Raw genomic sequence first — 17,784 nt, 5'->3', positions numbered from 1 at the left:
GACCGGCGCTGGAAAAGCATCTGGGCTGGATCAACGAAACCGCTTCGATCGCGTCTGGCGAAATTGGGGTCTACGGCAGTTGATGCGATGGAGAGCCAATCTCCTCCTTGGGGGAGATGCCCCGGCATGGCAGAGGGGGGCCGCCGGCGTTTACCCCATCACCACCGCAATACCCCGGCCGAAGCCACGCCGATGACCACCGTCGGCAGCATCGACAGTCTTGTCGCCGCGAGCAATGTGATGACGAGCGCCGCCAGATCGGCCGGATTCTTCGGCACGAAGTCGGGCGCGATCACCGAGATCAGCACGCAGCCGGGCGCGGCTTCCATCACGGCGGTGGCGCGTGGGCTGAGCGTGCGGTTCCTGAGCACGACATAGCCGCCGATCCGCGTCAAATAGGTGACGCCGGCCATGGCAAGGATGGCGAGAACGGTCCAGGGCTCGATCATTTCTCACCTGCCAGAAGCCAGGCGGACACCAACCCGGACAGCGCGCCTGTCGCCACGTACCAGGCGCCCGGAACGACCAGATAAGTTGCCGCCGCCACCACTAGGCTGACAAGCCAGGGGCGCGCCGCGGCAAAACCCTTCCACATGCCGCGCAGCAGCACCAGGAACACTGCCGGGAAGGCCATGGCGAAGCCGTAGCGCTCGACGTTGCCAAGCACCGGCCCGAGCGCCGCTCCGCAGGTCGTGAAAATCACCCAGGCAAGATAGAAGGGAAGGGCAGTTCCCGCATAGTAGGCGAGGCTGAAGGCTGGCCGCAGTCCGCTGGCCGCGCGGCGCTTCGCGTCGTCGAGCCCGAGCGCAAAGCTCTCGTCGCACATCAAGAACAGCGCGGGCAGCGCCTTGCGTTTGGGCAGGTGGCGCAGGAACGGCGCAAGTGCCGCGCCCATCAGGAAATGCCGGCTGTTGACGAGCAATGTGATGGCGGCGATCAACAGCACATGCGGCGGCGAGGTCCAGAGCTGGATGGCGGCAAATTCGGAGCCGCCGGCGAAGTTGAGGCCCGTCATCAACGGCACCTCGACGATGCTCAAGCCCTTCTGCGCCGCCTGCGCGCCCAGCACGAGTGCGTAGGGGACAATGCCAAGCAGCACCGGCGTCGAGGCGGCGGCGCCCCGCCGGAATTCGGCGCCGCGTGCTTCGGCGGGAGGGTGGCCCAGGGTTATCTCGGAAACGCTCATGGCTCTTCTTCGGCCAGCCTTGCGGGGCGGCCTTCTCCGGTTGCTCGATGGTCGGTTATCGCTGGCCACCATAGCCGAAATGCTCCGCAATCGGGTTGCGAAGATGCGCCGTTTCTGCCAAGGTTTGGCATTGGATAGCGAGAATTAAGCCAATATTGGAATCAGACGCCATGAAGCTGGATGAGATCGACAAGCGGATCCTGCGCGCCCTGCAGCGCGACGGGCGCATGGCCAACAACGATCTTGCGAGAGAGGTCGGCCTGTCGCCGTCACCCTGTCTGAGGCGCGTAAAATTGCTGGAGGAGGCTGGCGTCATCGACCGCTATGTCGCGGTGCTCAACCCGGCCAAGATCGGTCGCGGTCATACCTTCTTCACTCGCATCTGGCTGAAGCAGCAGGACGAGGACACGATCGAGCATTTCGCCAGGGAGGTGGCCAAGCTGCCCGAGGTGCTGGAATGCTATCTGATGCTGGGCGATTGCGACGCTATGGTGCGGGTTGTGGCGGCGGGCATCGAGGACTATCGCCGCTTCCAGTCGGAGCACTTAAGTCGCATCAAGGGGGTGCAGAACGTCAAGACCGACGTGCCCAGCCAGACGGTCAAGCAGACTTCGGAGATGCCGCTTTAGATCTTCCCTTTTCCGTTGAGGGAGAAGGTGGCCGCGAAGCGTCCGGATGCTGCTGGAAGGACCGCCGCGCGGCAATGAGGCGCCACTTTCCCAGCGCCTCGTTTCGTCCTCATCGTCTCGGCGCGGCGCGCCTGTCCGCCGGTCTCCGGCAAGGGAGAAGGCGAACCCCCGCCTAGCTCCCGCCTAATGATGCGCGTGGTGCTCCGCGTTGCGTTTGCGCGTCGCCGCCGCCTTCTTGGCGGAAGCAGAACGCTCGGCCGCCGAGCGCGAGCTTGATGCTTGGCCGCCGGCCTTGCCGCCCTTGTGCGCCGCCGGATGGCCGGTGTGCTTGCCGCGGCCCGAGCCGCCCGCCTTCTTGCCGCCGCCATCGTCCTTGTTGACGGTCGCCCAGGCCCGGCGCTCGGCTTCCTTCTCGGAGACGCCGCGCTTTTCGTAGCCCTCGGCGATATGGTCGGCCTTGCGCTCCTGCTTGTCGGTGTATTTCGATTTGTCTCCGCGTGGCATTTTTCTTCTCCTGTTGGGCTGAGAGGAGCCGCCCTACGGCTCCTTCTTCGTTTTGACCGCGTCGCCGAGATCGGACCGCTCGGGGTCCTGGTTGTTCTCGCCGGCCGCGTCGCGATCCTTGTCGGGATCGTCCTTGGCTGGCAGATAACCTCTCGGCCGATTGGCTTTCGGACCTTCCCAACGTGGCCATTGATCGGATGTGCCTGGACGTCCCGTACGGGGTGAGTTGCTCATCGTTGCCTCGCTTTCAGAGAGCCGGTCAGCCCTCGGCCTTCATGGTTCGTGCGATTTCAAGCAGCTTGTCGCGGTCATGCCCGTGCTCGCGGATCAGCTCGCGCGCCTGCTTCGGTGAAAGGTCGGTGTTCTCGGCCAGGAACCGCACGTCCGGATCGTCGCCGCCCTTGGTCGGCAGCCTTGCGTCTTGTGCCGTTCGGCCAGCGCCCGGGCGATGTGGAAGTTTGCTTTTATCCATCGTTTTCTCCTTCCGATAACCAACCCTTGGCGAAAGGACTGGTTCCTTCGCCGAGCTGGCGACCGCGATGAGGCAGGGCGCCTGAAACGGGCGGCTGCGGGGCTGGGGCTACGCCTTCTCGTTTTCGTGCCCGCGCTCGGCAGCTTCCTTCTTGCGGCGCAGCACTTCGTCGGTGCCGACGATGTCCTTCGCGCCACCGCTGATGGCGGTGGAGACGACCGCGGGCGGATCACTCGCCGGGAAACTGTCTTCGAGACCGGACTGCAATTGTTCTTCCAGCGTGTCCGGGTTCTCCGAGCGTCCTTGCGTGCGGCGGCCGTCGATCTGTTCCACATCCTGTTTGGCGTCGGGATGCTCGCGCACATTGCGCATCGTGGACACGACGAGTTCGATCGCGAACTCCTTCATTGCCTCGACGTCTCCCGTGACGACGTCCGCTTCTTCGATGACGCGGATGAGGGACGCCTCGACCTTGTCCATCTCGCTCTTGCCTTGGCAGCGCGCCAGCTTCTGGCTCAGGGCGGTGATGAGCAGCGGAGCGAAGGTCGAATAGGCCTGCATACGTGTCTCATCGACACGTTCGGGGTGAAGTGTGCGCACGGACATTGTTGCCTCCGTTCAAACGTCCTGCCGACGGCCGAGCCGCCGGGGTTTCGGAGGAACCAAGGGGAGGGGAAGAAGTTCCAAATTGGATGTTCTGGGCGGCGTCCCGCGAAGGGATCGCGGGACGCCTGCTTAAAGCTCAGCGCTGGCCGCCCTTGCGGCCGGCTTCGGATGCACGTTCGCGGTCTTCGGCGAAGTTGCCGCTGCCGCCCCGGTGCTGACCTGAATCCTGCTGACGCATGTTGCGGTCCTCGGCCTGCTGCTGGCCGCGGCGCTGATCGTCGCGGTTCTTTTGGCTCTGCTGGCCTGCTCTGACGTGCTGTTGGTGAGTTCCGCCTTGATTAGGCATATCTGCAGCTCCGTTGTTGGGGATTGGTCTTCGGGGTTTGATTCAAGGAGGTTCGACCGCCTTGAGCAATGAGAACCGCTGCCCGCGATCGATGTTCCCCCACGAAATATTTCGTGAATCCCTTTTAGCCCGACCATGCCGCGACAGCCTTGTCGTGCGTCGCCGGTCCGCGCGGGCGCCAGGGCCCGGGGCCACGGTCGGTCTCTTTCCTACGACTGAAGTCGGAGCGGCTCGCGCATTGGGCCCTTGACGGCAACCAAAGCGGAGGCTTCGAGTTGGTGGGCGGTCGTCGATGAAGTCCCCTTCGTCGGCGCCGTTTTGGGTGCCCGCCGTTTCCGCGCAAATGGCGGGCATCCAATAGCATCCACAATCATCGGAACCAGAAGTCGCGCGGCCGGCTTCGAAAGCGAGACGACGTTTTGACCTTTATTTCTGCCAAGCCCAATCTGCGAGAGCCCGAAAGCCTGCCCGCGAACGACAATCGCCTCTCCGTCCTCGCCGACACCTCGATTCTCCAATTCCTCAACGACGACGACGATGTCACCGACATCGCCCGGCGCGCCGAGCGCCTTGGCAATGCCGTGGTGATTGTGATGGCGCTTTGCCTGATCGTTGCGCCGGCGATCTACCTCACCCTGGCCTACGGCCTGTAGCCGGCAAAAAACTCGCCGAGCCTTGCGGCTGTCTCGGCCGGGGCTTCTTCGGGAAAGAAATGCCCGCCGGGCATCGTCCCACCGCTGACCCCGCCGCTGACGTCGTCGGCCCACTCCCGCCACAGTGCCAGCGGACCGCCCTCTCGCGCGTACCATTCGGCGAGCGCGCCATGTCCGCTCCATAGCGCAAGCATCGGGCAGCCGATGCGCCGGCCGGCTTTGCGGTCCGCCTGGTCGTGCTCACGGTCGAGCGTCGCTGCCGCACGGTATTCCTCGCAGATGGCGTGCGCGTGGGCTGGATCGCGCAAGGCCTCGGCATAAGCCTGCCGGACCTCGGCGGGAAAGGCGGCAGGCGAGGAACCCCAGCCAGCCAGCGCGTTGTCGACGATCGCATCCGCGGCCGCCGTCATGATCGTCTCCGGCAGCGGCTCGGCTTGCGCCAAGAGCGACCAGGGCCAATAGCCCAGCGCCAGCCGGGCGTCGGCCCTGTCCCAGACATCGGCGGTGGGTACGATGTCGAGCACGGCAAGCTTCTCGATGCGGTCCGGGTGGTCCAGCGCCAGGCGATACGCAACGCGCCCACCGCGATCGTGGCCGGCAACCATGAAGCGGGCAAAGCCGAGCTTCGTCATCAGCGCCGCGAGGTCGGCAGCCATGGCGCGCTTGGCGTAGGGCGCATGATCCGGATCGGATGGCGGACAGGAGCTTTTGCCGTAGCCGCGCAAGTCGGCGCAGACGACGCTAAAGCGGTCGATCAGCTTCGGCGCCACGTCGCGCCACATCAGATGCGTTTCGGGGAAGCCGTGCAGCAGGAGCAGCGCCGGGCCGCTGCCGGCAGTCCGGATGAATGTCCGTGCCGCGCCCGTATCGACTTCCGCGCTTTCGAAACCGCCGAACATGCTTTGTACTCCACAGGCGGAACGGCCGCGGGCGGGATGGTTGCTCGGGCCGCGGCTTCTCTCGGCTGGCGCCTTCCGTGGTCAGTTCCAGGCGGATTTGACTGTAAGGGACGCCTCGAATATCTGGCCTCTCTTGTCGGTGCGCATTTTGATGGTGATCTTGAGGTTATCACTGTTCGGCATCTCGTCGCGCGCGACATCCTGCAAGATCCTGAGCGCCTCCTTTCGCGCGTTTTCTGGTGAGGAGAAGAGCTGCCCCTCGCTGTCCATTTGCGTGTGCACGGTGTTGTACAAATCGAAGTAGAAGCGTTCCATCCGCGAAAGCATCCGCCGCAACCTGGACGTTCAATCCCTGCGCGCGATCATGGTTCCAAAGGACCGTCTTGGCCGGGGACTGCTTTGCCGGCGGCCGGCGGTGTGGTGGTCCGCTGCAACCCGGCCCGGCTCTACAACGTTAGGCCCTTGCAAAATCACAACGGGCGGCCGCGCATGCTGGAACCCCTTTATCTGAACCTGGGTCAGCACGATGCTCTCTCCGAAAGCGAGAAGGCGTTGCTGGCCAGCGCCACATCGGTGGAGAAGTATTTCGTCGCTGGCGAGGATCTCGTCGCCGAAGGATCAAGGCCGACTTTCAGCACCCTCATCGTCGACGGGATTGCCGCGCGCTACAAGGTGCTGGAGGACGGCGGCCGGCAGTTCACTGCGCTCCATGTTGCCGGCGATTTCGTCGATCTGCACGCTTTTCTCCTGAAGACCATGGACCATGGCATCGTCGCGCTGTCGCCCTGCCATATAATTGCGGCGGAGCACAGCAAGTTGCGGGAAATCACCGAAAAGGCCCCGCATTTGACGAGGCTGCTCTGGTTGGACACGCTGGTGGACGGCGCCATCCACCGGGAATGGATCGTGGCCATGGGACGCCGCTCCAAGACCGCGCATCTGGCGCATCTGATATGCGAACTCTTCGTCAGGCTGCAGGCCGTGAAGAAGACGCGGGTCATGAGCTTCAATCTGCCGCTTTCGCAGGCCGAACTCGCCGATGTGCTCGGTCTGTCCGTCGTCCATATGAATCGGGTCATCGGCACGTTGCGCCGCATGAACGTCATCAACTGGACCAACCACCTGATCGACATCCTCGACTGGAACCGTCTGGTCGCCATTGCGGAATTCGACCCGACCTATCTCAGCATGAGGAACGAGCCAAGGTGAGGACGCGTCAGCGCGGCGGCCCTTGGTCGTCGCCAGACCACAGCGCGTCGAGCATCGAGAGTGCCGCGCTCGGGTCGGCCGTCCTCAGCAGGCCCTGCCGGGCGGCGGCCTGCTTGAAAGCGTCGAAGGCGACCGCCGGACGGCAGATGCCTGCCATGGCGTCGTCCACCAGCCGCGCCGCCGCCAAATAGTCGGGCGCTTCCTTGTTCTTCCAGGCTCCGTCCAACGCCTTCCTTGCGTCGGCGATCGACGAAACCACCATTGAGCCGCCAGTGACGAAGCGGATGGTGAGCGGCAGGAATCTACTCATCCCCGGTCACCATCCAAGCCACTGTTGCGCCCGCCAGGCGAGGCCGGCGAAGGACGCCGCGGTCACCGCGGCTGCCGCCAGAATGAAAAGATGATTGTTGGTCCGAACGGGTCTCATCGTTGCCACCACATGTTTTTGGATCGTCATAACGAGGATGCCGCCGACCGGTTGCACGGGCAGGCGCTGAATAAGCGGCAAGCTAATTGCTCGCCGGCCGGCTGGGCGGCTGCGGGCGGCACGGCGGGCGCGGACGCGGCCTGAGCGGCACGTCGGCGCGCAAAGACTGGATCGGCCACGGACGCCGGGCACCCTGGCGCAGAAATGACCTGGACAGTGTGCCGATCAGATCTCGAATTTCCATGGGACTCTCCTCGTAGAGTCCCCCCAAGCTGCGAGCGACTAGCACTCCGGCAGCATTCGCGCATTTAACTTTGATGTACGTGCGCCACGCCCTGCCGAGACCGCAGCCTCTACCGAAAGCCAACCTTTTCGGCCGGCATGCGTTGTCTCTCCGATAGCGTTGTCTCGAGAAGAGGATGACGAATGCCCCGGTGCCCCACCGCCACCCGGTGGCGAACACGGCGAGCGGGGCCAGAGTCGACGTCGGCCTGCGAAGGCGAACGGCTCTCCCCGATCGTCGGCGGTTGCCGAATCCATAAGGAGGATCCAATGAAGAAAGCACTTCTTGGCTTCGCCATTGTCATGATGTCGGGCCAAATGTCGGGAACGACTGCCGCGGCCCAGACCCAGCTGGAGAATCCGCAGATCGAGGATTGCCAGGTCAAACCGGACGCCCGCGCGACCCCTAATCAGACCGGCGAGCAGCCGAAAGCGCAGGCCCCGAAAGCGCAGGCCAATGATCAGTCCAACAACCTGACCGCCAGCCTGGCGCCTTGCGACGGTGTGCTGAAGCCTCCGCCCACGGGCGACAAGAACGCTACCGCTCCGCCGGCCGACACCAGCCAGATGCCGGTGATCAAGCCGGGCGAGGTCCCGCCGCAGCCGTCGAAGTAGAACGCATGATCGGTCTGGCGGGAAACTTTTCCCGCACGGGCGAGTTACTGACTGTGCAGTTCCCGGATACCCGAACTGCTTCCCACAATTGCCGCCCCGGTTCTCCCATCCGGGGCGGTTTTTTGCCGGCGGCGGGCCCGGCACGGCCTGCCTCGGTGCCTTATCTTCTCGGCTCCGAAGCACGGAACCATCGGGCCCGCGCCGAATTGTCCTCAGCGGGCCGCGTCAGCCGGACCTGGTGGTAAAGAGAACAGGGTTTGGTTTCTCCGGCTTCACACCCTGGCCAACGAAAAGGCAGACAAGCTCTTGTCCCACCCGGCCCGCCCAACTCGGGCGTGGGCGCATGGCAAACAGCACAGATTTCAGCAAGAGCCCTGAGCCGCGCAAAGGCATGCCGAGCCCGCGTCTCGGCGAAAGCGAATTCAAGGCACGCTATCTGAGACAATTCTACGATCCGGCCTTTCAGTCGGAGGCGGATGCCATTGGCAGGCTGGCCGAGATCGCCTGGCAGGCCTACAGCGAAGAACGCAAGGCACCGATCACCAGAAAGGCGGGACAGGGCTTCCACGATCCGGACTATGATCTCTCCGTCGACTGGTTCGCCGCGCACGAAGCGGTCGAAGCGGCACAGCGCCGCTACGAGGACAAGACCGCGCCGTCCCGCATCCTGCTCATAAACGGCTCCTCGCGCAGCGAGCACACCTGCCCGGGCGAAATGTCGAAGACCTTCCGCCTTGTCGAGTTGGCGCGCAGCGCCATTGCAGCAAGTCCGGGCTTCGCGATCGAGGTTCTCGACCTCGCGCGGCTCGCCTCCGAATACGGCCGCCGGATCTTTCCCTGCAAGGCGTGCTTCTCGACCGCGGCTGCGCTCTGCCACTGGCCATGCTCCTGCTACCCCAATCATTCGCTCGGGCAGGTCAATGACTGGATGAACGACATCTACCCGCTCTGGGTCGAGGCGCATGGCGTCATGATCGTCACGCCGGTCAACTGGTATCATTCCTCCTCGCCGGTAAAGCTGATGATGGACCGGCTTGTCTGCGCCGACGGCGGCAATCCCGATCCTTCGCTGACGCAGGGCAAGGATGCCGCGCTTGCCAAGAAGGTCGAGCTTGCCGGCTGGGACTATCCGCGCCATCTCGCCGGCCGGCTGTTCTCCGTCATCGTGCATGGCGACACCGAAGGTGCCGGAAGGGTGCGTCACAGCCTCGCCGACTGGCTGCGCTCGATGAAGCTCGATCCGGTGGGCGAGGCTGCCGAGCTCGACCGCTACATTGGCTACTGGAAGCCCTATGCGACGAGCCATGACGAGCTCGACGCCGACCATGCCGTGCAGACGGAAGTCCGCAATGCCGCGCTGGCGCTCGCCGAAGCCGTCGAGAAGCGTCGCGCGGGTTCGTTCCAGACCATCGGAGCCGGGCTCGAGGATCCGCGCCCCAAATAGCCGCCGAGGAGAAACAGCCGACGGGAAGGAAGATGCAGCGCTGGTTCCAGGAAGCCTGGGTTGTGCTGAAAGAGAGCATCACCGGCTATGTCAACGACAATGCGCTGAGCCATGGCGCGGCGATAGCCTTCTACGCCACGACCTCGCTGGCGCCGATCCTTCTGATCGTGGTAGCGATCGCGGGCATCGTCATCGGCAACGACGCCGCGCAGCTCGCGCTTTCGGCTGAGTTCGCGGGGGTGATGGGCTCGCAGAGCGCCGAACTGCTCACGGCGGTGATCGAGACCGCCGCGCATCGCGGGTCCAGCACGCTGGCCACCCTCATCGGGCTGATCACGCTGCTTGTCACCGCCTCCGGCGTCTTCGGAGAGATGCAGCAGTCGTTGAACGAGATATGGAAGGTCAAGCCCAGCGGCGTTTCGCTTTCGCGCCTGGTGCGGGCGAGGGCGGCAAGCCTCGGTCTGGTGGCAGCTCTTGGCTTCATGCTTCTGGTGTCGCTCGCCGCAAGCACGGCGATCTCGGCGCTGAGCGAGGTCATCAACCAGCACCTGCCGTTCGGCGAGCTGATCGTGAGCGCGATCAACACGATCGTCTCCTTCGTGCTGATCGCACTGCTCTTCGCGGCGATCTACAAGGTCCTGCCGGACCGCAGGCTCAAATGGCGCGACGTCGGCGTCGGTTCCATCGTCACCGCGCTGCTCTTCACCATCGGCAAGTCGCTGATCGGCTGGTACATCGGCACCAGCGCCATCGGCACTTCGTATGGCGCTGCCGGCGCGCTGATGGTCGTGCTGGTCTGGGTTTACTACTCGGCACAGATTTTCCTCTTCGGTGCCGAGATCACCCGCGCCTATTCGGTGCGGAGCGGCAGCCGGCAGGATCTCGCGCCGGTGGTGGCGGCCAGCGACGAAACGGCAAGGTCAGGCAGGTCACCGCAACCGGGCGTGCCGGACGGCGAGGTCGTCAGATGGATCGTCCTCAGCAGCCTAATCACGGTGCTGATCTCGGAGTTCCGGCGCTGGCGGCAGGGGTGAGGATGCTGGCCGCCGGTTCGAGGGTCGGCCGTTCTCTACCTGTCGCTCCTGCTGACGCTTTTCGACTTCGTAGGAAAGCCAGCGGCAGAACATCCCGATGATCGAAGTGGCGGCGCCGCCAAGCAGGCAGGCAATCAGCAACGGATTTTGCGAAACGTGCTCCCAACTGACGATCGCCAGCAGCATCACGCTTACCGTTGAGATCGAATAGCCTATGCCCTTGAGCAGATGCAGCGACGATATGGTCATCCCGGCCCGCCTTTCAGGTGCAACAATCAGCGGCAACCGAAGTTCCATGCACCCAGTGCCAGGCGCTTGGCAGCGGTTTCGCCGCTGTGTGCGAGCCGTTGAAACCTTGTCCAGCCGAATGCGTTGCCTCACGTATCAATCGCGGGAGGAAGTCGTCACGATGCCAAAGACAGGGCCAGGTTGGGAGCAGGCCTATCAACCGCTCGAATTCGCCCAAAAGCACGGCCTGACCCTGAGGCAGGCTGAGATCGTCATCCAGACCAATGGACCGTCCAAATACAAATGCGATCTGGCGGCTCCGATTTTTCTCAAAGCGCTGAAGCAGCTCGCAAAGAATCGCGGGACGCCTGGCCGGCAGGCAGCATCAGTGTCGGCTTTTGAGGAACCGGGCTTCGCGCAGCAGCGAAGGCCAGTCGGTTCCGATTAGCTTGATCAACTCGCGGGCATCGTTTTCCGAAATGTCCGCGTCCTTTGCCAACCGGTGGGCGAGCATTTGGACATCGGCCTCCGTTTGCTGCACCTGCTTTCCATCATTTCCAACCATGGCGCGCCTCCTCTCAGACAAGAACTTTCGAGGTGGCCGTATGTTTCATTTTGGCGGCAAGAGGCAGGCCGCTGGCGAACCTAAAGTTCGCGCCGGCTTGCGCTACTTGCGTTTGGCCTTGAGCTTTTCACTCAATTCGACCGGATCGCGGCAGCCGTTCTCAAACAAAATCAGCGCGTGCCTTGCCGCATGAAGCCGCTCCTCACTGTCCGACGGTATGCGAAATGTCGAGAGCGGCTGCGAGGATGACCAAATCCTCGGGGTCGAGGAAACCCAGAAAAAACCATTGCTCTCCCTCCCGTTGACAGGTGAAAGTGAAAGCGTGGTCGGCGCTTACAAACGCTGGCCTGGGTTTGGGAGTTGCGGATAAGCGCTGGCGGCGGGGTCACTTGTTGTGTCACCCTGCCATCAAGCGGAACTTTCTCGCGTCACGGACGGAGCGGTTTGGACCCCGGGCTTTGCCGCCGAGCACAGCACTGTGCGATTCTGGCCGAAGTCCGCTGCGGGTTCGAGAAAGATGGTATCCGATCGCCCGAGGCGATGCGCCTAGCGCTTCCGCTTTCCGGCGCCGGCAGGCTTAGGCCCCACGGTCACGAGCGCCTCGCGCATTATCCGCAGGGCTTCATCGGGGGTAAGGCCGCATTTGCGGGCAAAATAAATCGCTTCGGAAGCCTCCGATCGCGAGGCTGCGGCGATAACGGACAAGGCCGGTCTCGATTTCTTCTTGGCCATCGGTTCACCGTGCCACGAATCGCTTAGTCAACTAATATAACGTCCCTGTTCTGAAATCAAAATTCTGGCTTTCGACGCCGCAGCCCCGATCGGGGCTGCGGGCTCATTTTATCCGGCGGCGGATCTTACCAGCCCTGGCGACTCGCCCAGTCGTCGATGTCGCGGCGGATGCGATCCTTCTCGATGCCGTAGCGCTCTTGGATCTTGCCTTCGAGCTGCTCGCGGTTGCCGGCGATGCGGTCGAGGTCGTCATCGGTGAGCTTGCCCCACTGTTCCTTCACCTTGCCCTTGACCTGCTTCCAGTTACCTTCGACGCGGTTCCAATCCATGGTGCAGACCTCCTTTGTGTTTGCGTAAATGCTAACGACTGCGCGGGCCGCGGGTTCCTGTTTTTCGGCCGGACACGAGGGAACATTTGAACGCTGCTCATGTTCTGCCGCAGTATGGCGCGCCGTCCCCTGCAAGGCGTGCCGGCGGACCGGTCGGGACCCAATCCTGCCCGTCTCGTTGTCCCGTTGGGGCGGGCTTCCAATAGATCGAGGAGATCATGCTTTACCAGGCAGCGAAGATCGCCGAAGAGGCCCATCGCGGCCAGAAAGACAAGACCGGCCGTCCCTTTATCGAACATCTGAGACGCGTCGCCGATGCGGTCGAAACGCTTGACGAGAAAACCGTCGCCTACCTGCACGACGTGGTCGAGAAAGGCGAGGGGTGGACGCTCGATCGGCTCGAGGCCGAGGGCTTCGGCTTTCCGGTCGTCGCCGCCGTCGACGCGCTGACGAAAAGAATGGACGAAAGCGAGCACGACTTTGTCTGCCGTGCGGCGTCCAACGAGCTTGCGCTGCCTGTCAAGCAGGCGGACCTCAAGGACAATCTCTGGCAGGCGCACCAGGCGGGCATCGACCCCGAGAAGTACGAGAACGGACTGCGCCTGCTCGACGAGTTGACCAGCGAGTGACTGGATTGCTCTAGCCCTTGTCGCTCACCTGCAGCAGATCCGCCGACTCGGGTGAAAGGAGCGAGCGTTCTCGCAACGCCTTTTCCAGGTCGTTGCGGCTGTCAGCCGGGCAGGCGTCGGGCAGGTCGAGCGCCGTCAGCGCCTCTTCGTCGAATTCGATGGCCCCGCCATAGAGCTGAGCCACCTGCATCACCAGAGTCTCGATATCCTCGCGGGCAATGTTCTCGCCGAGATTCATCAGCCTGATTTCTTCCGACAATTGGATGATGTTGACGATGCCGTTTTGCCGCAAAGCCCGCTGGACCTTGTGGTGAGCGTCGTTGCGCAACCGGTCGGAAAATCCTCGTAACATCGGAAAAACCTCCTTTCGCGGCGGTTCATCCCTCTGCCGGCGATAATGCGCCGACCTCGCTCGGTTGGCAACTAAAAAATGGAAAAGCTGTAAAAAAATCAATAAGTTAGCATAGAACGGCAAATGCGGTGTAGCCATATCGTTAGCACCGCCAGCGTCCCCCGCCTTTGTTGTCTCGCATGACCTTGACGTCTTTTGAGCCGAATCCTACTTTTACTGGCAGTGAGTGTCATACTCATTCGTGTCATGACCTGCGGGAGGCTAGGGTGGTTGAATTGGAGCGGCCGCAAAGGCTGCAGATCATGTTGACGGAAGAGGAACTGGCGGCAGTCGAGAACTGGCGCTTCGAGAAACGCATGCCGAGCCGCTCGGCCGCCGTGCGCGAGCTTCTGCGAAGGGGGCTCGCATCCGAAGGTTTCCTGACAGCCGAGACCGGCATGAAGTCGCAGGATTTCGGCGTGCTCTCCAGCAAAGGGGAATGGCGAAAATCCTGACCCCTCCAAGGCTTAGCCGCTTGCTATGAGATTCGGCCGCGCTAACTAATGCCCATGGTGACATCCGGGGGCAGGGAATTTGAAGATGCCAGCGCCAATGCGCGTCTGGCCGCCATTGTCGATTCTTCCTTCGATGCCATCATCGGCAAGGATCTGAACAGCACCATCACCGACTGGAACCGCGCGGCAGAACGCATGTTCGGCTACAGCGCGGAGGAAGCCATCGGCCAATCGATGCTGCTCCTTATCCCGGAGCATATGCACGACGAGGAGACCGACATTATCAGCCGCATCCGCCGGGGCGAGGGCGTGGCAAATCTCGACACGATGCGAAAGCGCAAGGACGGCTCGCTCGTTGCCGTTTCGGTAACGGTGTCGCCGATCAGGAGCCTTGCGGGCGAGATCGTCGGCGCCTCCACGATCGCGCGCGACATCACCGCCGCCAGGGAAAATGAGCGCCGCATCCGGCTCCTGATGCGCGAGGTCAACCACCGTGTGAAGAACCAGTTCGCGGTGATCCTGTCGATGGTCAGGGAAACCAACAAGCGTTCTGCCAGCCCCAGCGAGTTCGAGGAGATGATCCGGGCCCGGATCATGGCGCTGTCACGCTCGCACGATCTGCTGGTCACCTCGGAATGGGCAGGCGCCAGTCTCTTCGACCTGATCCAGGAACATCTGAAACCGTTTGGTCATGAGGAGCGGATCTCGCTTTCCGGCCCGCTTTTGACGCTGCAGTCGAATGCCGTGCAGAATCTCGGCATGGCCTTCCACGAGCTTGGCACCAACTCGTCGAAATATGGCGCGTTGGCAGGCGAGGGCGGGCATGTCGAGATCACCTGGACGGTCGAGACCGGCCCGAAGGCGCAGCGCCACTTTCACCTTGTCTGGCAGGAGAGGTCGAATGGCCATGCCAATGGCGAGCCGGACGAGACGGCGCGCAAGGGTTTTGGCACCGTGGTGCTGCAGCGGGTGGCGCCGCAATCCCTTAGCGGCTCCTCCAGTCTCGAGCGCTCGTCCGGTGCGTTGAAATGGTCGCTGACGGCACCGCTAGAGGCCATTGTCATGCCGCAGCTCGGCGCCGAGAGCGGAAGCGACTTCTACGGATGACAGTCCGTTCCCCACCTCGAAGGGCTTTCCCGTAAAAGGGACGGCCCGGCCCGATCCAGCGGGAGCTTGTGCGGGCCGCCACGGCGCGCAATACGGCTGCCGCGGAAGGTTCCCTTGTCGCTCCGTAAAAATGTATTACATCATGTAACATAGCGTGCGCATTGCACGCGATTGCAGTTGCTTTGGTCTGGCTTCATCGATGGAGGTTGTCATGGCAAGCAAACTGATGGAAGAAAGGAAGAGCAAGGACTGGGTTATCCTGGTCCTCGCGATCTGCCTGTTCATCTCACCCTGGGTCATCGGATTCACCGCGGCAATGATGCCCGCGTGGAACGCCTGGATTGTTGGCGTCCTGCTCGGTGCGCTGGCGCTCGCGACGCTTTCGGTGTTCGCCGAATGGGAGGAATGGGTAAATCTCGTGCTCGGGCTCTGGCTGATCGTGTCGCCCTGGCTGCTGGGCTTCGCGGCGGACAGGAACGTGATGCTCACGCACGTCATCCTTGGCGTGCTCGTGGTCGCGGCATCTGCCTGGGCCGTCTGGGACGTCCGTCATCCCCACGCGCATGCGTGAGCGGTGATTAAGGGAGCCCGCCGCGCAAGCGGCGAGCTCCTTTGAAAAGACAATTCCAGGAAAAGCGTGCAGCCGGTTTTCCGACCGGAACTGCATGACCAATCGGGGCACGGGGCTGAGCAACGGTTGCGACCTCACGCAATTGCTGCAACCGGAAACCTTTTCGTGCATTCTTGGGAATGGCACCGATGCTCCATCCCGATCAGCCTGCCAAATGCTGCTCCTATTGCGGCGGCCGCGATCACGAGTTCGAGGCGTGCCCGAAGCGCAAGGCCGACGCCGAGAAGGAAAAGCCGCTGCGGCAGCCCGAGCCGGCCGGCCTGCTTCAGGCTGACCTGAGCACCGCCAACCTGCCAGGGCAGTCTAGCGAGCCTGGCGCTTTAGTTTCGCGGCCTTGCGCAGATCGTCGTTCATCCGCGTCTGCCAGCCGGGACCTTGGGCGCGGTAAGCGCTGACCACATCGGGGTCGAGCTTCAGCGAAACGGCCACTTTCTTGACTTCGGCGCGCGGGCGGCCCGGCTTGCGGCGCGGCAATGTTTCCGCAGGCTGCGCATCCGGATCGGCCAACGCCGCCGCCCTGATCGCCGCATCTTCCTGTTCGGACATGCGCGAAAGCGCGGCCCGGGCGATGCCGAGGGCTTCCTCGCGGGTGCGCCTCGGCGGGATTGCTTCCCGGTGCACGGGCGCGGAGCGGGAACGACTAGAGGTTTTCGACATAACTCTCGATCTCCTTCTTCGTGGCCCGTCGCAGCGAAATCACCCGGATCGTTTCGCCGCGCTCGACATAGACCATCACACAGACTGACAGGCCGATGATCCCGGTGGCGACCAGGCGTTCCTCGCCATAGTCCGTGCTGTCGTCGATGGCGACGACCGCGTTGGCGAATCGAATTCCGGAGCGAGCTCGAAATCGATGCCGTGCTTGGCCTTATTGATCTTAGCCTTTGCGGCATCCCATTCGAAACGCATCGCCCCCGCCCGTCTCGACAATTAAGGTATATACCGAAATTACCTTTGATTGCAAATATTCTTGTAATCATTCCCTTAGCGCATGCGCCGCTGCATCGGCGAACGAGATGTCGCCCTTGATCTCGCGCATCGCCATCGAGGTGACGGTGCGGCGCACGCCGGGCAGCCGGCTGAGCTCCTCGCGCAGCATCCTGTCCAGCGCCCGCATGTCCACGGTGACGATCTGCAACAGATAGTCGGCCTCGCCGGTCGTGGCATAGCAACGGCGGATCAGCGGGTGCTTCCTCACCGCCGCCTCGAAGGCGTCCGACACCTCGAAGTCGATCGACACCTGGATGAAGGCCTCGATGTCGAAGCCGATCGCGGCCGGATCGATGCGGGTGGAATAGCTGCGGATGATGCCCTGATTCTCGAGCGCCTTCACCCGTTTCCAGCACGGCGTCTTGCTCAGTCCCACCTCTTCGGCCAACTCGCCGAAGGAGATGCGCGCGTCGCGCTCGAGTGCTGACACTATCTTGCGGTCAAGGGCATCAAGCATAGTCCGTTCTCCGATGTCGCGACAATGGGCGCTAATCGTACTCCAATTTCCGCTATTTGGATAACAGAAAGGAACAATGTTCAAGCCGGAAGCGCTATCCTTGGCTGCTTGCCGAACATGCCCGCGCGAGGAGGATGAGCCATGGACAAGTCGGACTATCACGCCCGCATCGAGGCGCCCGAAATGCGCGACTACGGCGTCTATCTCAAATGCGACCAGCTGCTCGCCTGCCAGAAGCCGCTCTCGCAAATGGTCAATGCCGACGAGCTGCAGTTCCAGATCGTGCACCAGGTCGAGGAATTGTGGATGAAGCTCATCGCCTACACGCTGGTCGACGTGCTCGACTATCTGGAGAGGCAAGACACGCACCGCATCATCACGCTGATGGGCCGCGTGCACCGGCTGGTGCGCATGATGACGGCGCAGCTCGATCTGCTGGAGACGATGTCGCCCAAGGAGTACCAGCAGATCCGCCTCGAGCTCGGTAATGGCAGCGGCCAGGAATCGCCAGGCTTCAAGCTTATCCTGCGCCTGCCGCCGGACCTCTGGCGAGCCTTCAAGCATTCCTATCTCGACGGCCGCGGGCTTTCCGTCGAGGACGTCTACGACGCTCACTACGACCATGGCGATGCTTATGTCGTGGCCGAGGCGTTGATCGAGTTCGACGAGCTGTTCCAGAAATTCCGCGCCAACCACCTCTATCTCATCCACCGCTCGATCGGTCTTGGCGCCAAGTCGCTGAAGGGTCGCCCGGTGGAGATCCTGGAAGGCGGCGCCCGCCACCGCTTCTTCCCCGAGCTCTGGGACATACGCTGCGACATGACCGACCGCTGGGGTGCGGCCTACGGCACCGTGCGCGACTCGATCAGCCACCCGCCGCACGCGAAGGCGGGCTGAGCTTTCTCGCCCCGCGCGAACAGGGGAGAGGTGGCGCGGCGTAGCCGCGAGGGAGAGCGCCCTCGTT

Annotated in this window: 28 protein-coding genes and 1 pseudogene; 11 read left to right on the top strand and 18 right to left on the bottom strand. The window is 63.0% G+C overall.

All coding sequences use genetic code 11. The annotated features are described in order from the left end of the window. Positions 1-158: 158 nt before the first annotated feature. Together EJ078_RS02890 and EJ078_RS02885 are read right to left on the bottom strand one after the other, a co-directional pair. Positions 159-449 (bottom strand): AzlD family protein, encoded by a 291-nt coding sequence (locus EJ078_RS02890; RefSeq protein ID WP_127404322.1) that lies wholly within the window; start codon positions 447-449, stop codon positions 159-161. Next, positions 446-1,186 (bottom strand): AzlC family ABC transporter permease, encoded by a 741-nt coding sequence (locus EJ078_RS02885; protein ID WP_127214959.1) that lies wholly within the window; start codon positions 1,184-1,186, stop codon positions 446-448. Before EJ078_RS02885 ends, EJ078_RS02890 begins: the two co-directional genes overlap by 4 nt. Before the next feature lie 170 nt (positions 1,187-1,356). On the opposite strand from EJ078_RS02885, the gene EJ078_RS02880 reads away from it, so the two are divergent. Then, positions 1,357-1,815, top strand: a complete 459-nt coding sequence (locus EJ078_RS02880; protein WP_095778267.1) for an Lrp/AsnC family transcriptional regulator — start codon at positions 1,357-1,359, stop codon at positions 1,813-1,815. 183 nt (positions 1,816-1,998) lie between these two features. Here EJ078_RS02880 and EJ078_RS02875 read toward each other — a convergent pair whose 3' ends face one another. The 5 genes and pseudogenes from EJ078_RS02875 to EJ078_RS02855 form a co-directional block, all read right to left on the bottom strand. Next, a complete protein-coding gene (locus EJ078_RS02875; protein WP_127214958.1) occupies positions 1,999-2,319 on the bottom strand; it encodes a plasmid stabilization protein in 321 nt (106 codons plus the stop codon). Positions 2,320-2,352: 33 nt separating this feature from the next. Then, positions 2,353-2,553, bottom strand: coding sequence for a hypothetical protein (locus tag EJ078_RS02870; RefSeq protein ID WP_067322603.1), 201 nt, complete (start codon positions 2,551-2,553; stop codon positions 2,353-2,355). A 25-nt stretch (positions 2,554-2,578) separates the two neighbouring features. Beyond that, a complete protein-coding gene (locus EJ078_RS02865; protein WP_066998409.1) occupies positions 2,579-2,791 on the bottom strand; it encodes a hypothetical protein in 213 nt (70 codons plus the stop codon). Between the two features lie 108 nt (positions 2,792-2,899). Further along, entirely contained in the window at positions 2,900-3,397 is a 498-nt protein-coding gene (locus tag EJ078_RS02860) for a hypothetical protein (RefSeq protein WP_067322606.1), read from the bottom strand. A gap of 142 nt (positions 3,398-3,539) precedes the next feature. Further along, positions 3,540-3,635: pseudogene (locus EJ078_RS02855) on the bottom strand (KGG domain-containing protein); the annotation flags it as partial. A gap of 527 nt (positions 3,636-4,162) precedes the next feature. Between EJ078_RS02855 and EJ078_RS02850 the strand changes: the two are divergent. Then, positions 4,163-4,396, top strand: a complete 234-nt coding sequence (locus tag EJ078_RS02850; RefSeq protein WP_067322613.1) for a hypothetical protein — start codon at positions 4,163-4,165, stop codon at positions 4,394-4,396. Here EJ078_RS02850 and EJ078_RS02845 read toward each other — a convergent pair. Together EJ078_RS02845 and EJ078_RS02840 are read right to left on the bottom strand one after the other, a co-directional pair. Beyond that, positions 4,384-5,295, bottom strand: a complete 912-nt coding sequence (locus tag EJ078_RS02845; RefSeq protein WP_127214957.1) for an alpha/beta hydrolase — start codon at positions 5,293-5,295, stop codon at positions 4,384-4,386. The genes EJ078_RS02850 and EJ078_RS02845 overlap by 13 nt on opposite strands. Positions 5,296-5,376: 81 nt before the next feature. Continuing rightward, on the bottom strand, positions 5,377-5,610 hold the full coding sequence (locus EJ078_RS02840; RefSeq protein WP_127214956.1) for a hypothetical protein: 234 nt from the start codon (positions 5,608-5,610) through the stop codon (positions 5,377-5,379). Between the two features lie 174 nt (positions 5,611-5,784). Here EJ078_RS02840 and EJ078_RS02835 point away from each other — a divergent pair, with 174 nt between their 5' ends. Next, positions 5,785-6,504 (top strand): Crp/Fnr family transcriptional regulator, encoded by a 720-nt coding sequence (locus EJ078_RS02835; protein WP_066998395.1) that lies wholly within the window; start codon positions 5,785-5,787, stop codon positions 6,502-6,504. Between the two features lie 7 nt (positions 6,505-6,511). Here the strand turns inward: EJ078_RS02835 and EJ078_RS02830 are convergent, their stop codons facing one another. After that, the gene (locus tag EJ078_RS02830; protein WP_095829520.1) at positions 6,512-6,814 is read right to left on the bottom strand and encodes a DUF982 domain-containing protein; all 303 of its coding nucleotides are present in this window, start codon (positions 6,812-6,814) and stop codon (positions 6,512-6,514) included. A 6-nt stretch (positions 6,815-6,820) separates the two neighbouring features. Further along, positions 6,821-7,012: a hypothetical protein gene (locus tag EJ078_RS02825; protein ID WP_127214955.1), complete on the bottom strand. Its 192-nt coding sequence runs from the start codon at positions 7,010-7,012 to the stop codon at positions 6,821-6,823. A gap of 471 nt (positions 7,013-7,483) precedes the next feature. On the opposite strand from EJ078_RS02825, the gene EJ078_RS02820 reads away from it, so the two are divergent. The 3 genes from EJ078_RS02820 (at position 7,484) to EJ078_RS02810 (ending at position 10,306) form a co-directional block, all read left to right on the top strand. After that, the gene (locus tag EJ078_RS02820; protein ID WP_245456956.1) at positions 7,484-7,828 is read left to right on the top strand and encodes a hypothetical protein; all 345 of its coding nucleotides are present in this window, start codon (positions 7,484-7,486) and stop codon (positions 7,826-7,828) included. A gap of 343 nt (positions 7,829-8,171) precedes the next feature. Continuing rightward, a complete protein-coding gene (locus EJ078_RS02815; RefSeq protein ID WP_127847230.1) occupies positions 8,172-9,272 on the top strand; it encodes a flavodoxin family protein in 1,101 nt (366 codons plus the stop codon). A gap of 32 nt (positions 9,273-9,304) precedes the next feature. Further along, complete coding sequence (locus tag EJ078_RS02810; RefSeq protein WP_127215681.1) at positions 9,305-10,306, top strand: YihY/virulence factor BrkB family protein; 1,002 nt, start codon at positions 9,305-9,307, stop codon at positions 10,304-10,306. Here EJ078_RS02810 and EJ078_RS02805 read toward each other — a convergent pair. The 4 genes from EJ078_RS02805 to EJ078_RS02790 all read right to left on the bottom strand — a co-directional run bounded on the left by EJ078_RS02805 (position 10,259) and on the right by EJ078_RS02790 (position 12,160). After that, positions 10,259-10,603, bottom strand: coding sequence for a hypothetical protein (locus EJ078_RS02805; protein ID WP_127404342.1), 345 nt, complete (start codon positions 10,601-10,603; stop codon positions 10,259-10,261). The genes EJ078_RS02810 and EJ078_RS02805 overlap by 48 nt on opposite strands. Positions 10,604-10,919: 316 nt before the next feature. Continuing rightward, complete coding sequence (locus EJ078_RS02800) at positions 10,920-11,099, bottom strand: hypothetical protein (RefSeq protein WP_082953924.1); 180 nt, start codon at positions 11,097-11,099, stop codon at positions 10,920-10,922. Between the two features lie 546 nt (positions 11,100-11,645). Further along, a complete protein-coding gene (locus tag EJ078_RS02795; RefSeq protein WP_066999417.1) occupies positions 11,646-11,831 on the bottom strand; it encodes a hypothetical protein in 186 nt (61 codons plus the stop codon). 125 nt (positions 11,832-11,956) lie between these two features. After that, complete coding sequence (locus EJ078_RS02790) at positions 11,957-12,160, bottom strand: CsbD family protein (protein WP_066999415.1); 204 nt, start codon at positions 12,158-12,160, stop codon at positions 11,957-11,959. 218 nt (positions 12,161-12,378) lie between these two features. Here EJ078_RS02790 and EJ078_RS02785 point away from each other — a divergent pair, with 218 nt between their 5' ends. Beyond that, positions 12,379-12,789, top strand: coding sequence for an HD domain-containing protein (locus EJ078_RS02785; protein WP_067325217.1), 411 nt, complete (start codon positions 12,379-12,381; stop codon positions 12,787-12,789). Positions 12,790-12,799: 10 nt separating this feature from the next. On the opposite strand, the gene EJ078_RS02780 is transcribed toward EJ078_RS02785, so the two are convergent. Then, positions 12,800-13,279 carry a hypothetical protein gene (locus tag EJ078_RS02780; RefSeq protein WP_127215684.1) on the bottom strand — a complete coding sequence of 160 codons (480 nt, stop codon included), beginning with the start codon at positions 13,277-13,279 and terminating at the stop codon, positions 12,800-12,802. 128 nt (positions 13,280-13,407) lie between these two features. On the opposite strand from EJ078_RS02780, the gene EJ078_RS02775 reads away from it, so the two are divergent. From EJ078_RS02775 to EJ078_RS02765, 3 genes are all read left to right on the top strand, one after another. Continuing rightward, positions 13,408-13,635: a hypothetical protein gene (locus EJ078_RS02775; protein WP_208721066.1), complete on the top strand. Its 228-nt coding sequence runs from the start codon at positions 13,408-13,410 to the stop codon at positions 13,633-13,635. A 48-nt stretch (positions 13,636-13,683) separates the two neighbouring features. Continuing rightward, the gene (locus EJ078_RS02770; protein WP_067325207.1) at positions 13,684-14,742 is read left to right on the top strand and encodes a PAS domain S-box protein; all 1,059 of its coding nucleotides are present in this window, start codon (positions 13,684-13,686) and stop codon (positions 14,740-14,742) included. A 211-nt stretch (positions 14,743-14,953) separates the two neighbouring features. Then, positions 14,954-15,313, top strand: coding sequence for an SPW repeat protein (locus EJ078_RS02765; RefSeq protein ID WP_066999436.1), 360 nt, complete (start codon positions 14,954-14,956; stop codon positions 15,311-15,313). 363 nt (positions 15,314-15,676) lie between these two features. Here EJ078_RS02765 and EJ078_RS02760 read toward each other — a convergent pair whose 3' ends face one another. Continuing rightward, positions 15,677-16,030 carry a BrnA antitoxin family protein gene (locus EJ078_RS02760; protein WP_245457070.1) on the bottom strand — a complete coding sequence of 118 codons (354 nt, stop codon included), beginning with the start codon at positions 16,028-16,030 and terminating at the stop codon, positions 15,677-15,679. A 319-nt stretch (positions 16,031-16,349) separates the two neighbouring features. Next, on the bottom strand, positions 16,350-16,820 hold the full coding sequence (locus EJ078_RS02750) for an Lrp/AsnC family transcriptional regulator (RefSeq protein ID WP_095824496.1): 471 nt from the start codon (positions 16,818-16,820) through the stop codon (positions 16,350-16,352). A 141-nt stretch (positions 16,821-16,961) separates the two neighbouring features. Between EJ078_RS02750 and EJ078_RS02745 the strand changes: the two genes are divergently transcribed. Further along, positions 16,962-17,717 (top strand): tryptophan 2,3-dioxygenase family protein, encoded by a 756-nt coding sequence (locus tag EJ078_RS02745; protein ID WP_067325194.1) that lies wholly within the window; start codon positions 16,962-16,964, stop codon positions 17,715-17,717. Positions 17,718-17,784: the final 67 nt, after the last annotated feature.

This window comes from Mesorhizobium sp. M1A.F.Ca.IN.022.06.1.1 (assembly GCF_003952605.1).
Taxonomy (GTDB): Bacteria; Pseudomonadota; Alphaproteobacteria; order Rhizobiales; family Rhizobiaceae; genus Mesorhizobium.
Note: the sequence above shows the minus strand (reverse complement) of the source record. Positions and strands in the feature narration are given on the sequence as shown.

Coding starts and splice junctions, on each gene's coding strand:
- EJ078_RS02835 (WP_066998395.1), top strand. CDS start 5,785: ATGCTGGAACCCCTTTATCTGAACCTGGGTCAGCACGATGCTCTCTCC.
- EJ078_RS02870 (WP_067322603.1), bottom strand. CDS start 2,553: ATGAGCAACTCACCCCGTACGGGACGTCCAGGCACATCCGATCAATGG.
- EJ078_RS02760 (WP_245457070.1), bottom strand. CDS start 16,030: ATGTCGAAAACCTCTAGTCGTTCCCGCTCCGCGCCCGTGCACCGGGAA.
- EJ078_RS02745 (WP_067325194.1), top strand. CDS start 16,962: ATGGACAAGTCGGACTATCACGCCCGCATCGAGGCGCCCGAAATGCGC.
- EJ078_RS02880 (WP_095778267.1), top strand. CDS start 1,357: ATGAAGCTGGATGAGATCGACAAGCGGATCCTGCGCGCCCTGCAGCGC.
- EJ078_RS02820 (WP_245456956.1), top strand. CDS start 7,484: ATGAAGAAAGCACTTCTTGGCTTCGCCATTGTCATGATGTCGGGCCAA.
- EJ078_RS02875 (WP_127214958.1), bottom strand. CDS start 2,319: ATGCCACGCGGAGACAAATCGAAATACACCGACAAGCAGGAGCGCAAG.
- EJ078_RS02790 (WP_066999415.1), bottom strand. CDS start 12,160: ATGGATTGGAACCGCGTCGAAGGTAACTGGAAGCAGGTCAAGGGCAAG.
- EJ078_RS02840 (WP_127214956.1), bottom strand. CDS start 5,610: ATGGAACGCTTCTACTTCGATTTGTACAACACCGTGCACACGCAAATG.
- EJ078_RS02780 (WP_127215684.1), bottom strand. CDS start 13,279: ATGGCTACACCGCATTTGCCGTTCTATGCTAACTTATTGATTTTTTTA.
- EJ078_RS02865 (WP_066998409.1), bottom strand. CDS start 2,791: ATGGATAAAAGCAAACTTCCACATCGCCCGGGCGCTGGCCGAACGGCA.
- EJ078_RS02815 (WP_127847230.1), top strand. CDS start 8,172: ATGGCAAACAGCACAGATTTCAGCAAGAGCCCTGAGCCGCGCAAAGGC.
- EJ078_RS02765 (WP_066999436.1), top strand. CDS start 14,954: ATGGCAAGCAAACTGATGGAAGAAAGGAAGAGCAAGGACTGGGTTATC.
- EJ078_RS02885 (WP_127214959.1), bottom strand. CDS start 1,186: ATGAGCGTTTCCGAGATAACCCTGGGCCACCCTCCCGCCGAAGCACGC.
- EJ078_RS02770 (WP_067325207.1), top strand. CDS start 13,684: ATGCCCATGGTGACATCCGGGGGCAGGGAATTTGAAGATGCCAGCGCC.
- EJ078_RS02795 (WP_066999417.1), bottom strand. CDS start 11,831: ATGGCCAAGAAGAAATCGAGACCGGCCTTGTCCGTTATCGCCGCAGCC.
- EJ078_RS02785 (WP_067325217.1), top strand. CDS start 12,379: ATGCTTTACCAGGCAGCGAAGATCGCCGAAGAGGCCCATCGCGGCCAG.
- EJ078_RS02800 (WP_082953924.1), bottom strand. CDS start 11,099: ATGGTTGGAAATGATGGAAAGCAGGTGCAGCAAACGGAGGCCGATGTC.
- EJ078_RS02845 (WP_127214957.1), bottom strand. CDS start 5,295: ATGTTCGGCGGTTTCGAAAGCGCGGAAGTCGATACGGGCGCGGCACGG.
- EJ078_RS02750 (WP_095824496.1), bottom strand. CDS start 16,820: ATGCTTGATGCCCTTGACCGCAAGATAGTGTCAGCACTCGAGCGCGAC.
- EJ078_RS02810 (WP_127215681.1), top strand. CDS start 9,305: ATGCAGCGCTGGTTCCAGGAAGCCTGGGTTGTGCTGAAAGAGAGCATC.
- EJ078_RS02860 (WP_067322606.1), bottom strand. CDS start 3,397: ATGTCCGTGCGCACACTTCACCCCGAACGTGTCGATGAGACACGTATG.
- EJ078_RS02830 (WP_095829520.1), bottom strand. CDS start 6,814: ATGAGTAGATTCCTGCCGCTCACCATCCGCTTCGTCACTGGCGGCTCA.
- EJ078_RS02890 (WP_127404322.1), bottom strand. CDS start 449: ATGATCGAGCCCTGGACCGTTCTCGCCATCCTTGCCATGGCCGGCGTC.
- EJ078_RS02805 (WP_127404342.1), bottom strand. CDS start 10,603: ATGGAACTTCGGTTGCCGCTGATTGTTGCACCTGAAAGGCGGGCCGGG.